The sequence below is a fragment of the Mesorhizobium sp. NZP2298 genome (genome assembly GCF_013170825.1).
In the GTDB taxonomy this organism is placed as follows: domain Bacteria; phylum Pseudomonadota; class Alphaproteobacteria; order Rhizobiales; family Rhizobiaceae; genus Mesorhizobium.
The window spans coordinates 5336450-5350248 of the sequence record NZ_CP033365.1; the positions used below are offsets into that span (position 1 = coordinate 5336450).

Consider the following 13799-nt stretch of genomic DNA (forward strand, 5'->3'; position numbering starts at 1 on the left):
CTTCAGGCAACCCTTTTCGAAAGCAGCAGGCGATAGAGTTCAACGTATTTTTCGGCGCTTCGATCCCACGACACGTCGGTCTTCATGCCCTGGCGCTGGATGGTTTCGAAGACCGCGGGGTTGGCGTAGGCTTCGGCCAGGCGGTTTATGGCGTGCAGCATCGCGCCGCCGTTGTTGGGTGCGAACTGGAACCCTGTCGCCACGCCGGCCGCCATCGCTGCTTCATTGGCGTCGATGATGGTGTCGGCGAGGCCGCCGGTGCGGGCAACCACCGGTACGCAGCCGTAGCGCAGGCCATAGAGCTGCGTCAGTCCGCAGGGTTCGAAACGTGAGGGGATGACTATGGCGTCGCAGCCACCCTGCATGGTGTGCGACAGCCCTTCGTCATAGCCGACGACCACGCCGATGCGGCCACGGTGGCGTGCGGCGGCGGCAAGCAATGCGCCTTCCAGGCCCGCGTCGCCCGAGCCCAGTATGGCCAAGCGTACACCAGTCGCCACGACACCGTCGATCACCGTCGCCAATATGTCCATGCCCTTCTGCCAGGTCAGCCGGCTGATGACGCAGACGATGGGGCTGTCGTCGCGGTCGAGGCCGAAGCGATCCTCCACGGCGGCCTTGTTCGGTGCCCGCGCCTTGAGCGTGGCGGCCGTATAGTTCGATACCAGATGCTTGTCTGTCTCCGGATCCCAGATGGCCGTGTCGATGCCATTGACGATGCCGTAGAGATCGCTGGACCGCATGTTGATCAGGCCGTCGAGACCCATGCCGAACTCCGGCGAGCGGATCTCCTGCGCATAGGTCGGGCTGACGGTGGTGATCGCCCAGGCGGCCTGCAGGCCGGCCTTGAGGAAGCCGACGCCGCCATAATATTCGACGCCGTCAAGGGCCATCGCCACCGCGGGCAGACCGAGCTCGCCGAAGATGCCGGCGCCGAACTGGCCCTGGAAGGCGAGATTGTGGACGGTCATCATCGACGGCGTGCCGACCGCCTTGCCGTAGCGCATATAGGCCAGCGTCATCGCCGACTGCCAGTCATGGGCATGGACGATGTCTGGCAGGTAGCCCGAGATGGCGCCGCCGGCGATATCGGCGCCGGCCTGGCTCAGCGCCGCGAAGCGCCGCCAATTGTCCGGCCAGTCCGCGCCCGAAGCATTGCCATAGGGACCACCGGGACGGTCGAACAGATGCGGCGCGTCGAGCACGAAAAGATCGAGCCCGGCAAGCTCGACAGAGTGGATGGAGGCCTTGCCGCCCTGCAGCAACGGATACTGGTAGACGGCCTTCCTTTTCTTGAAGCCTTCCATCACCACGGGAAAGCCTGGAATGAGCGTGCGCATGGCCACGCCCTTGGCCGCCAGCGCGACGGGCAGCGCGCCGGTCACATCGGCCAACCCGCCGGTCTTGATCAGCGGAAATATCTCGGGCGTGACAGACAGAACCTGCATGCGTCTAACCGATCCTGTTCTGAGCAATTCCGGACGGAAACCCGTTCTCACACTTTTCCTGGAATTGCTCTAGAGCCCGAGTTTGTTGATCATGTCCTGTGTGACCAGGCAGATGCCTTTTTCCGAAACGCGGAAGCGCTTGGCGTCGAGCACGGGATCCTCGCCGACCACCAGCCCTTCCGGTATCCTTACACCGTGGTCGATGACGACGCGTTTCAACTTTGCGTTCCGTCCGACATGAACGTCGGGCAGCATGACGACCTCTTCCAGCGTCGAATAGGAATTGATGCGCGCGCCGGTAAAGATCAGGCTCTTCTTCAGCGTCGCGCCGGAGACGATGCAATCACCCGAGACCAGGGAGGAAACGGCCGAGCCGCGCCGGCCATCCTCGTCATGGACGAATTTTGCCGGCGGCTTCAACTCGGCATAGGTCCAGATCGGCCAGTCGCGGTCGTAGAGGTCGAGCTCCGGCGTCACGTCGGTCAAGTCGATATTGGCTTCCCAATAGGCGTCGACCGTTCCGACATCGCGCCAGTAGGCTTCGTTCTCAGCGGTCGAGCGCACGCAGGACTTGGTGAAGCGGTGGGCGATCGCCTTACCATGCTGGACGATATAGGGGATGATGTCCTTGCCGAAATCGCGGCTGGAGCCGGGCTCGGCGGCGTCGCGGCGCAGTTGCTCCATCAGGAACTTGGTCTTGAAGACGTAGATGCCCATCGAGGCCAGGGCGAATTCCGGGTTACCCGGAATGCCGGGCGGATCGGCCGGCTTTTCGACGAAGGCGATGATGTTGTCCTTGGCATCGACATGCATGACGCCGAAGCCTGTCGCTTCCATGCGCGGCACTTCGAGGCAACCGACGGTCACGTCGGCATTGGCGTCGACATGCTGGCGCAGCATCATCTCGTAGTCCATCTTGTAGATGTGGTCGCCGGCGAGGATGACCATGTATTCCGGGCCATAGGCCTCGATGATGTCGATGTTCTGGTAGACGGCGTCCGCCGTGCCCTCATACCACTGCGTTTCCGACACACGCTGGCTGGCGGGAAGGATGTCGAAGCTTTCGTTTCGTTCGGGCCTCAGGAAGTTCCAGCCGCGTTGCAGATGGCGGATCAGCGAATGCGCCTTGTACTGGGTGGCGACGCCAAGGCGGCGAATGCCCGAGTTGAGCGCGTTGGAGAGCGCGAAATCGATGATGCGCGTCTTGCCGCCGAAATAGACCGCCGGCTTGGCGCGACGATCGGTCAGTTCCTTGAGGCGGCTGCCACGGCCGCCGGCCAGTACATAGGCCATGGCATCGCGCGCCAGCGGCTGGATCCGTTTCAAGTCTGCCATTTCCACCCTCCCAAGTTACTCAGTCTCGCCATGTTGTTCCGGCCTTGACGGGCTCAGTCGGCAACGAGTTCGAGCATGATTGTCGACAGCGGCGGCAAAAGCATCGTTGCCGAAATGCTCTTGCCCTCAAGCCTTGCCTCGACCATGCCGCCATTGCCCATGCCGGAACCGCCATATTCGGATGCGTCGGTGTTGATGATCTCGCGCCACTTGCCGGCCTTCGGCAACGGCACGCGATAATTGTCGCGCGGCACCGGCGTGAAATTGGAGATGACGGCCACCGGACTGCCGCCCGGCGCGTTGCGCAGCCAGGCGAAAACCGAATTCTGGCTGTCGTCGACGATCAGCCAGGAAAACCCTTCCGGCTCGCAGTCGCGGCCGTGCAGCGCCGGGCGCGACCTGTAGAGATAGTTGAGATCGCGCACCGTCTGCCAGACGCCGCGATGCGGGCGGAAATCGAGAAGGTTCCAGTCGAGCGCGCGTGCCTCGCTCCATTCGCGGCGCTGCGCGAACTCCTGTCCCATGAACAACAGCTTCTTGCCGGGATAGCCCCACATGAAGCCGTAATAGGCGCGCAAGGTCGCGAATTTCTGCCAGTCGTCGCCGGCCATCTTGCCCAGCAGCGTGCCTTTGCCGTGCACGACCTCGTCATGCGAGAGCGGCAGCACGAAATTCTCCGAGAAGGCGTAGGTCAGGCCGAAGGTCAGATCGTTATGGTGGTGCTTGCGGAAGATCGGCTCCTTGGAAAAATACTCCAGCGTGTCGTGCATGAAGCCCATGTTCCACTTGAAGCCGAAACCCAGCCCGCCCTCATGCACAGGCGCCGAGACCTTCGGCCATGAGGTGGATTCCTCGGCGATGGTCATCACGCCCGGATGGTGGCCGTAGACCTCCTTGTTCATCCTCTGCAGGAAGGAGACCGCCTCGAGGTTCTCGCGGCCGCCCTTCTCGTTGGGGATCCATTCGCCGGCCTTGCGCGAATAGTCGAGGTAGAGCATCGAGGCGACCGCATCGACGCGCAAACCGTCGACATGGTATTTCTCGGCCCAGAACAGCGCGTTGTTGACCAAGAAAGACACCACCTCCCGGCGACCGAAATTATAGATCGCGGTGTTCCAGTCGGGATGAAAACCCTTGCGCGGGTCGGCATGTTCGTAGAGCGCGGTGCCGTCGAAATGGGCCAGTCCATGCGCGTCGACCGGAAAATGCGCCGGCACCCAGTCGAGGATGACACCAACGCCGGCGCGGTGCGCCCCATCGACGAAACGGGCAAAGCCGTCCGGATCGCCGAAGCGGGCCGACGGCGCATAGAGCCCGGTCGTCTGATAGCCCCAGGACGGGTCATAGGGGTGTTCGGAGATCGGCATGAACTCGATGTGAGTGAAACCGGTCTCGACCACATAGGGGATCAGCCGGTCGGCCAGTTCGTCCCATGACAGGAACGTGCCGTCGTCGCCAAGCTGCCAGGACCCGGCGTGGACTTCGTAGATCGAAATGGCTTCGCGCCGGTGATCGGCATTGCGCCAGAAATTACGGTGAGCCTCGTCGCCCCACTCATGCCCCGGCGGCACGGCAACGACCGAAGCCGTGGCCGGACGCAGTTCGGATTTGAACGCGAACGGGTCGGCCTTCAGCGGCAGTCTGACGCCATCGGGGCCGATGATCTCGTATTTGTAGGGTCGGCCGGCACCGATGTCGGGCACGAACAATTCCCAGATGCCGGTATCGCGGCGATCGCGCATCGTGTGACGGCGGCCATCCCAGTCGTTGAAATCGCCGACCACCGAGACGCGCCGCGCATTGGGAGCCCAGACGGCGAAATGCACGCCGGTAGCACCCTCGTGCTCGATGACATGCGCGCCAAGCTTGTCGAACAGCCTGAGGTGCGAACCCTCGGCGATATAGTAGTCGTCCATCGGCCCGAGCACCGGGCCGAACGAATAGGGATCGGTCAGCCACCAGTCGCCGCCGGCATTGCGCGCGTGGTAGCGCAGTGGTTGCCGCTTCTTGATCGACAGCTTGCCTTCGAAGAAGCCGGCATCATCCCGCTTGGACAACTCACCGGCCTCGATGCCCGTCAGCGTATAGGCGGCGACGGTTTCGGCATGCGGAACGAAGCAGCGGGCAAACAGGCTCTTGCCGATCTCGTGGACACCAAGGACTGCAAACGGATCCCCGTGCGTACCGGCGACAATCGCAGCAACATCGCTGGCTGGCGCCAGTCCGTCCGGCCCGCTTGTCGCAGCGGTCGCGCGCGGCTTCCTCATCAGGCAGTGTCCCTCCCAGGGCACCAGGTGTTTGTTTCTGGTGATGTGAGTTGACATTCAACCCGCATCACCGGGACCACGTTGTTCGTGGCCTCATGCAATCACATCAGACAGGCACGTTCCAGATTTCTTTCGCGTATTGGCGGATCGTGCGATCGGAAGAGAACCAGCCGACGCGCGCGACATTGCGGATCGCCCGGGCATACCAGTCCGGGCTGTTGCGCCAGACGGCGTCGACCTCGCGCTGGGCAGCGGTGTAGGCATCGAAATCGGCGGCGACCATGAACCAGTCGCTGTCGTAGAGGCCGTTGATAAGATCGCGGTAGCGGTCCGGGTCGTCCGGCGAGAAGACACCCGAGGATACGGCCGCGACCGCCTGCGCCAGTTCGGGGGAACCCTCGATCACGGCGCGCGGGTTGTAGCCATTGTTGCGCCGCTCGGCGACCTCGGCCGTCGTCAGGCCGAAGATGAAGATGTTGTCGTCGCCGACGCATTCCTTGATCTCGACATTGGCGCCGTCGAGCGTGCCGATGGTCAACGCGCCGTTGAGCGCGAACTTCATGTTGCCGGTGCCCGACGCCTCCATGCCAGCGGTCGATATCTGCTCGGACAGGTCGGCGGCCGGCATCATGATTTCGGCCAGGCTGACATTGTAATTCGGCACGAACACCACTTTCAGCAAACCGCGAACGGCCGGGTCGCGGTTGATGACCCTAGCGACGTCATTGGCGAGTTTGATGATCAGCTTGGCGTTGTGATAGCTGGGCGCCGCCTTGCCTCCGAAAAACTTCACGCGGGGCATCCAGTCACGCTCGGGATGCGAGCGCATCTGGTCGTAAAGCGCAACCGCCTCGAGGATGTTGAGAAGCTGGCGCTTGTATTCGTGGATGCGCTTGACCTGGATGTCGAACAGCGCTGAGGGATCGACCTTGATGCCGAGCCGGTCGGCGACGAGATTGGCCAGCCGCGCCTTGTTCTGTCGCTTGACACCAGCGAACTTCTCCCTGAACGCGCTGTCATCGGCAAGGCTGTCGAGCCCTTTGATGGCCTCGATGTCGTCCAGAAACCGGTCGCCGATCGCCTCGCGGGCGAGCGAGGTCAGTCCGGGGTTGCACTGGATCAGCCAGCGCCGCGGCGTGATGCCGTTGGTCTTGTTGTTGATGCGGTCGGGATAGAGCTTGTGCAGGTCGGCGAACACCGTTTCCTTCATAAGCTCGGTGTGCAGCGCCGAGACGCCATTGATGGAGTGCGAGCCGACAAAGGCCAGATTGCCCATGCGCACGCGACGGTCGCCGTTTTCCTGGATCAGCGAGATGCGGCTGATCTGCTCGCCTGAGAACTGGTTGGTGGCGCGGGCCTCCAGAAGTACCTGCGCGTTGATGGCGTAGACGATCTGCATATGGCGCGGCAAAAGCCGTTCAAACAGCGGCACCGGCCAGCTTTCCAGCGCCTCGGGAAGGAGCGTGTGGTTGGTGTAGCCGAAGGTGCGCTTGGTGATGTCCCAGGCGAGGTCGAAGTCCATGCCGTGGACATCCATCAGGAGCCGCATGAGCTCCGGCACCGCGATCGCCGGATGGGTGTCGTTGAGGTGGATCGCGGCCTTGTCGGGCAGCGACTTCAGGTCGCCATATTGGCTCAGATGCCGCTGCGCGATGTCCTGCAGCGAGGCGGTGGAGAAGAAATATTCCTGCCGCAGCCTGAGCTCCTGCCCGGCGACATGGGAATCGGCGGGATAGAGCACGCGGGACAACGCGTCGGCCTTGTTGCTTTCGGCCAGCGCGCCGATGTGGTCGCCGGCATTGAACTTGTCGAGCAGGATCGGATCGACCGGCATGCCCGACCACAGCCGCAGCGTGTTGACGCGGTTTGCCCGCCAGCCGACGACGGGCGTGTCGTAGGCAACGGCCAGGACATGCTCGGTCGGCTTCCAGACATGGCGCTCGAGCCGGCCATCCTTTGACGTGATGGACTCCACCGAGCCGCCGAAGCCGACCTCGAAGGAGCGTTCGCGCCGTTCGAACTCCCAGGGGTTGCCGTGATCGAGCCAGGTCTCGGGCAGTTCGACCTGCCAGCCATCATGGATTTCCTGGCGGAACATGCCGTTGGCGTAGCGGATGCCGTAGCCATGCGCAGGAATGTCGACGGTCGCCATGCTTTCCATGAAGCAGGCGGCGAGCCGGCCAAGGCCGCCATTGCCGAGCGCGGCATCGGGCTCGAGCGCCGCGATGATATCGAGGTCGACGCCGAGAGACGACAGCGCCTCGCGCATATTGTCCATCAGGCCGAGATTGGAGAAGGCGTCGCGCATCAGGCGGCCGATGAGGAATTCCAGCGACAGGTAATAGACGCGCTTTTCCTGCTGGTCATAGGCCTCTTTGGTTGCCTGCATCCAGTGGTCGACGATCCGGTCGCGCACGACCTTGATCGAGGCGGTCAGCCAATCATATTGCGTCGCGACGGTGGTGTCCTTGCCAACCCTGTATTTGAGGGCCATCAAGACTTCCCTTGCGAGCGTCTTCGGATCTGGATTTTCGAGCAGTGGCGGAAGGGTTTCGGATGTCATCGCGCGCGTCATGCTGCCTCTCGTGCGGTTGCCACGATCATACCGGCTTTCACCATTCATCCCAGCCCATGTTACTGCATTGCAGCATATATTCAATCGATTTAGATTAAGGTCCGCAAGCTTACCCTGCGGCAATTTGGCGGTCAGGCGGCCAGCGCGGCCTCCGGAGGCGCCTTCGCGCCGGTCATGAAGGCGACCGCATCGGACATCGTATACTGCTTGGGATCGATGACGGCGAGACGACGACCGAGGCGGTGGATGTGGACACGGTCGGCCACCTCGAAGACATGCGGCATGTTGTGCGAGATCAGCACGATGGGCAGGCCGCGCTTCTTGACGTCGAGGATCAGTTCGAGCACGCGGCGGCTCTCCTTGACGCCAAGGGCGGCCGTCGGTTCGTCCATGATCACAACGCGGCTGCCGAAGGCAGCGGCACGCGCCACCGCGACACCCTGGCGCTGGCCGCCCGAGAGCGTCTCCACCGCCTGGCCGATGTTCTGGATGGTCATCAAGCCGAGTTCTGTCAGCTTGTCGCGGGCGCGCTTTTCCATCGCCGGACGGTCGAGCATGCGCAGCCATTGGCCGAGAAAGCCGGGTTTACGTATCTCACGGCCGAGAAACATGTTGTCGGCGATCGACAGTGCCGGCGACAGGGCCAGGTTCTGGTAGACGGTTTCGATGCCGGCTTCGCGGGCTTCCATTGGCGACTTGAAGGCAACGGTTTTGCCTTCAAGCCTTATTTCGCCTTCGTCAGGCACTACGGCGCCTGAAATCGCCTTGATGAGCGATGACTTGCCGGCACCGTTGTCGCCGATGACGGCGAGAATTTCGCCGGGGTAGAGGTCGAAGTCGGCATTGTCGAGGGCGGTGACGCGGCCATAGCGCTTGACCAAGCCACGCGCGGTGAGAATGGGCTCCTGGGTCATGACTATGCCGAAACCTTTCTGATCCATTGGTCGACCGCCACGGCGCCGATGATCAACACACCGGTGAGCAGCACTTTCCATTGCGGATCGGCGCCCAGCATGTTGAGTCCCATCGAGACGACGCCGACGATCATGGCGCCGAACAGCGTGCCCAGGATCGAGCCGCGCCCGCCGAAGAGAGAGATACCGCCGATCACCGTGGCGGTGATCGCCTGCAGATTGTAGTCGGTGACTGCCGCCGACGGCGAGATCGAACCGTTGCGGCCGATGGAGACCCAGGCGGCGAAAGCGGCGATCAGCCCGGCAAGAGTGTAGACGGTGACCAGCACCTTCTTGGTCTGGATGCCCGACAGCTTGGCCGCCTCTTGGTCGTCGCCGACGGCGTAGACATGGCGGCCCCAAGCGGTGTGGTTGAGCACGTACCAGAGGAGCAGCACCAGCGCGACCATGGCGATGACGCCTAGCGTCAGCACCGCGGTTCCGACCTTGAAGCTCAGGGCGAACAGATGCAGCAGCGGCGCCTGGGTGTCGACGTCGGTGTCACGGATCGTCTCGTTGGCCGAATAGATGAAGTTCGTGGCCATGACGATGTTCCAGGTGCCCAGCGTCACGATGAAAGGCGGCAGCTTCATGTAGGCGACCAGCAACCCGTTGAGCAGCCCGCAGGCAGCACCGGCGGCAAGCCCAATCGCCACCGCGAGCACGCTCGGCAGGCCGTAACTGACGGCGCAATTGCCCATGATCACGGCTGAAATCACCATGATGACGCCGATCGACAGGTCGATGCCGGCGGTCAGGATGACCAGCGTCTGCGCAGCGCCCAGAATACCGACGATGGCAATCTGCTGCAGGATCAGCGTCAACGTGTAGGACGAGAAGAAGCGCCCGCCAATGGTGATGCCGAAGATCATGATCGACAGGACCAGCACGATCAGCGGCACCGCCGCCGGTGTCGAATGCAGGAAATGCTGGATGCGCCTGACTGCCGACTTGTGCTCGTCGAACGCAGCAACGCTGGTGTCGCTGCTCGAGAGAACTTTCTCGAATTCCTGAGCCTGAGACATGTTTCCTCCCCGTAGGGTGTCAGCCACGCGCCGACGCCCGTCCACGCCTTTCCGGTCTATCGCCGGGATTGTTCGCGGTCACGCGAGCCATCGTCCACCCGAAGCGGCCGGGGATCAAGCCCCGACCGCTCGAGTTCGGTAATTGCCGGTCAGACCAGCATCAGCCCCAGCACTTGGCGAGGCCTTCCTTGGTGTCGATGGACTTCACGCCCTTGGCCGGCTTGTCGGTCACCAGGTTGACGCCGGTGTCGAAGAAATTCTTGCCTTCGGTCGGCTTCGGCTTGGTTCCATCCTTGGCGAAGGCGGCGATCGCCTCGATGCCGAGCGCTGCCATCTGCAGCGGGTACTGCTGCGACGTCGCGCCGATGACACCCTCTGTCACGGACTTCACGCCGGGGCAGCCTCCGTCGACGGAGACGATCAGCACCTGCTTTTCAAGGCCGACGGCCTTGAGCGCCTGGTAGGCGCCGACAGCGGCCGGCTCGTTGATGGTGTGGATGACGTTGATGGTGTTGTCCTTCTGCAGAAGGTTCTCCATCGCCTTGCGGCCGCCCTCCTCGTTGCCGTTGGTGACGTCGTGGCCGACGATGCGCGGATCAGTCTCATCGCCGATCTTGTTGGGATCCTTCACGTCGATGCCGTAGCCCATCATGAAGCCCTGGTCGCGCAGCACGTCCACCGTCGGCTGCGACGGGGTCAGGTCGAGGAAACCGATCTTGGCATCCTTGGCCTTGTCGCCGAGCGTCGCGGCGGCCCAGGCGCCGATCAGCTTGCCGGCTTCCAGATTGTCGGTGGCGAAGGTCGCGTCGGCCGCGTCGATCGGGTCGAGCGGCGTGTCGAGCGCGATTACCAGCAGGCCGGCGTCGCGGGCCTTCTTGACGGTCGGCACGATGCCCTTGGTGTCGGAGGCGGTGATCAGGATACCCTTGGCGCCGTCGGCGATGCAGCTTTCGATCGCCGCCACCTGGCTCTCACTGTCGCCGTCGATCTTGCCGGCATAGGTCTTGAGGTCGACGCCGAGTTCCTTGGCCTTCGCCGTGGCACCTTCCTTCATCTTGACGAAGAAGGGGTTGGTATCGGTCTTGGTGATCAGGCAAGCGCCGACACCGGCCGCGGATGCGGACGATGCAAACGCCATCAGACCCAGGGCAGCCGCGGCAAACACGGTCGATTTCAATAGTTTTGTATTGGTCACGATCTTCCTCCCAGTGGAACCATTCCGGATGCCGGCCAACCGGCATCTACGGCGCATCCAACGAATTTCTCCCAGCGTGGACGCCTCTTCAAAAGACACCAGACCGAGGGTCCTGTCAATAATTAAATCACTCTTATTTATTATTGACAGCCTTGCGTCCTTCACTCATTCTGGCCCAAAAGCATTGAGGGGAAACGACGGGAGGAACAGGGTGGAAACCGCCACTGCGAGGCACGGTTCGCCCGAAGCGAATGAGAGCCTGATTCACCGCGGCACCAACCAGAGCGGCATGCGCGACCACAACGAGCGGCTGGTGCTCTCGTTGGTGCGTCAGCATGGCAGCCTGGCGAAATCCGATATCGCGCGCATGACCGGACTGTCGGCACAGACGGTTTCGGTCATCATGCGCGAATTGGAGGAAGAAGGCCTGCTCGTGCGCCAGGCGCCGCTGCGCGGCAAGATCGGCCAGCCCTCGATACCGATGGCGCTCAATCCGGAGGGCGCCTTCTTCATCGGCCTCAAGATCGGCCGCCGCAGCGCGGAACTGGTGCTGATCGATTTTCTCGGAAATGTCCGCTCGATGCTGCAGCACTCCTATCGCTATCCGGCACCGCGCGAGACGGTGGAATTCGTCACCGATGGCATGAAAAAGATGCGCGGCGAACTGACGCCGGCGCAGGACAAGCGCATTGCCGGGCTCGGCATCGCCATGCCGTTCGAATTGTGGAACTGGGCCGACACCGCCGGCGCGCCGCGCGACGTCATGAACGAATGGCGCCACCGCGACATCAGGGGCGATATCCAGGCGCAATGCGATTTTCCGGTCTATCTGCAAAACGACGCCACGTCGGCCTGCGGCGCGGAACTCGTCTTCGGCCAGGCGGGCGGCGCGCGTGACTTCGTTTATTTCTACATCGGCGCCTTCGCCGGCGGCGGCATCGTGCTCAACGGCCGGCTGTTCGGCGGCCCGACCGGCAATGCCGGCGCGCTCGGCTCCATGCCGGTGCCCGGACCGGACGGCAAGCCGACCCAGCTGATCGACGTGGCGTCGATCGCCATGCTGGAAAAAGCGCTCAATGCCCGCGGCGTCGAAGCTTCGCATCTGTGGACGTCACCCGAGGACTGGGGCGAGATCGGCTCCGAACTCGACGACTGGATCGCCAGTGCCTCACAGGCGCTTGCCTATGCCATCGTCGCGGCGTCCTCGGTCATCGACTTCGAGGCGGCGGTGGTCGACGGCTGGATGCCGCAGGCGGTGCGCCGTCGGCTGGTCAATGCCATTATCGCGGCCATCGCGACAATCGACGGCGAAGGCCTGAAACTACCCGCGGTTCGCGAGGGAACCGTCGGCATCCATGCCCGGGCGCTCGGCGGCGCCAGCCTGCCGCTGTCCGAACGCTTCCTGATCGGTTCGACAACGATTTCCAGGAGCGCCTGAATGCTGATCGGAATCCCGGCGTTGCTCGGTCCGGAACTTCTGGCGACATTGCGCGCCATGGGCCATGGCGACGAGATCGCCCTGGTCGACGGAAACTATCCGGCAGAGGAGCAGGCAAGGCGCCTCATCCGGGCCGACGGTCATCCGCTCATTCCGGTGCTCGACGCGATCCTGAGCATCCTGCCGGTGGACGACGCGGTGCCGGAAGCGTTGTTCCGCGCATCCGTGAAAGGCGACCCGTCGCGCGCCGATCCAGTCCATCACGAGATAGAGGCGACCTGTGCCAAACACGCGCCCGGCCGCAAGGTGGTTGCGCTGGCCGGCGCCGACTTCTATGCACGGGTCAAAACGGCGCATGCCATCGTCGCGACAAGCGAGCCGCGGCTTTACGCCAACATCATCATCCGTAAGGGCGTGATCTATCCGCCGGAGACCGGGAAGCCATGATCCTTTGCTGCGGCGAAGCCCTGATCGACATGTTGCCGCGCACCACGACGCAGGGGGAGCCTGCCTTTGCTCCCTATGTCGGTGGCGCGGTGTTCAACACGGCGATCGCACTTGGACGGCTCGGCGCGCCAGCCGGCTTCTTTTCGGGCCTGTCGTCGGATCTTTTCGGCGGCCAGTTCAGGGACGCGCTGGGGGCGAGCAAGGTCAGTTCCACCTACGCCCATACCTCGCCCAGGCCGACGACGCTGGCTTTCGTGAAGCTCACCAACGGCCAGGCGACCTATACCTTCTACGACGAGAACACCGCCGGACGCCTGCTCACCATCGATGACCTGCCGGCGCTTGGCAACGAGATCGAGGCCATGCTGTTCGGCGCCATCAGCCTGATCTCGGAGCCTGCCGGCAGTGCCTATGAAGAGTTCATGCGGCGCGAGCATGCGAGCCGTGTCATGATGCTCGATCCCAACATCCGGCCGAACTTCATCCCGGACAAGGCCAAGCACCTCAGGCGCATCCGGGAGATGATGGCGATGGCCGACATCGTGAAACTGTCGGACGAGGACCTGAACTGGTTCGGCGAAGCGGGTTCGCACGAGGACGTCGTGCGAAACTGGCTTGAGCGCGGCCCGAAACTGATCGTCGTCACGCATGGCAGCGAAGGCGCCGTCGGTTACACCAAGGACCACGCCGTCACAGTGATGCCGGAAAAGGTCGAGGTGGTCGACACGGTCGGTGCGGGCGATACGTTCAACGCCGGCATCCTCGCCTCGCTGCATGAACAGGGCCTGCTGACGAAGGCGGCCATCGGCGGCCTCACACAAGACGCGATCCGCAAGGCACTGGCGCTTGGTGCCAAGGCAGCGGCGGTGACCGTATCACGCGCCGGCGCCAATCCACCGTGGCGGCGCGAAATTGCCTGAGCAACGTTCAACATAAGTTGAGCCAGTCGATCACTTTATGTTTCGCAGGACCGTTCCCCAGGGCTATAAAGGCTGGATCGCGCCCGACGAGGGCCGGATTTCCGGCATCTGGCCAGTATCCGCCGGAAAGCAGTGGTAACAGAACGCGACAGCCGGGCAATTGGCGGCCCCGATTGTGCGGCTTTCTCGGCAGGCG

10 protein-coding genes are annotated in these 13799 nt (G+C 63.1%); 3 read left to right on the plus strand and 7 right to left on the minus strand.

The window, feature by feature from the left end; translation table 11 throughout:
* Window positions 1–2 precede the first annotated feature (2 nt).
* The 7 genes from glgA to EB231_RS25940 all read right to left on the minus strand — a co-directional run bounded on the left by glgA (window position 3) and on the right by EB231_RS25940 (window position 10741).
* The gene (gene glgA / locus EB231_RS25910) at window positions 3–1448 is read right to left on the minus strand and encodes a glycogen synthase GlgA (RefSeq protein WP_172351309.1); all 1446 of its coding nucleotides are present in this window, start codon (window positions 1446–1448) and stop codon (window positions 3–5) included.
* A 69-nt stretch (window positions 1449–1517) separates the two neighbouring features.
* Window positions 1518–2783 (minus strand): glucose-1-phosphate adenylyltransferase, encoded by a 1266-nt coding sequence (glgC, locus tag EB231_RS25915; protein ID WP_172351310.1) that lies wholly within the window; start codon window positions 2781–2783, stop codon window positions 1518–1520.
* Between the two features lie 53 nt (window positions 2784–2836).
* Window positions 2837–5050: a 1,4-alpha-glucan branching protein GlgB gene (gene glgB, locus EB231_RS25920; protein WP_172351311.1), complete on the minus strand. Its 2214-nt coding sequence runs from the start codon at window positions 5048–5050 to the stop codon at window positions 2837–2839.
* Between the two features lie 106 nt (window positions 5051–5156).
* Window positions 5157–7625, minus strand: a complete 2469-nt coding sequence (locus tag EB231_RS25925; protein WP_172351312.1) for a glycogen/starch/alpha-glucan phosphorylase — start codon at window positions 7623–7625, stop codon at window positions 5157–5159.
* A 131-nt stretch (window positions 7626–7756) separates the two neighbouring features.
* The gene (locus tag EB231_RS25930) at window positions 7757–8566 is read right to left on the minus strand and encodes an ATP-binding cassette domain-containing protein (protein WP_244493895.1); all 810 of its coding nucleotides are present in this window, start codon (window positions 8564–8566) and stop codon (window positions 7757–7759) included.
* Window positions 8542–9603 (minus strand): ABC transporter permease, encoded by a 1062-nt coding sequence (locus tag EB231_RS25935; RefSeq protein WP_140768752.1) that lies wholly within the window; start codon window positions 9601–9603, stop codon window positions 8542–8544. Before EB231_RS25935 ends, EB231_RS25930 begins: the two co-directional genes overlap by 25 nt.
* Before the next feature lie 160 nt (window positions 9604–9763).
* A complete protein-coding gene (locus tag EB231_RS25940; protein WP_394811859.1) occupies window positions 9764–10741 on the minus strand; it encodes a sugar ABC transporter substrate-binding protein in 978 nt (325 codons plus the stop codon).
* A gap of 268 nt (window positions 10742–11009) precedes the next feature.
* On the opposite strand from EB231_RS25940, the gene EB231_RS25945 reads away from it, so the two are divergent.
* From EB231_RS25945 to EB231_RS25955, 3 genes are read left to right on the plus strand one after another with little or no spacing between them, the layout of a single operon-like run.
* Window positions 11010–12236 (plus strand): ROK family transcriptional regulator, encoded by a 1227-nt coding sequence (locus EB231_RS25945; RefSeq protein ID WP_172351313.1) that lies wholly within the window; start codon window positions 11010–11012, stop codon window positions 12234–12236.
* The gene (locus EB231_RS25950; RefSeq protein WP_172351314.1) at window positions 12237–12683 is read left to right on the plus strand and encodes an RbsD/FucU family protein; all 447 of its coding nucleotides are present in this window, start codon (window positions 12237–12239) and stop codon (window positions 12681–12683) included.
* Window positions 12680–13603 carry a carbohydrate kinase family protein gene (locus EB231_RS25955; protein WP_172351315.1) on the plus strand — a complete coding sequence of 308 codons (924 nt, stop codon included), beginning with the start codon at window positions 12680–12682 and terminating at the stop codon, window positions 13601–13603. The genes EB231_RS25950 and EB231_RS25955 overlap by 4 nt, the downstream gene beginning before the upstream one ends.
* Window positions 13604–13799: the final 196 nt, after the last annotated feature.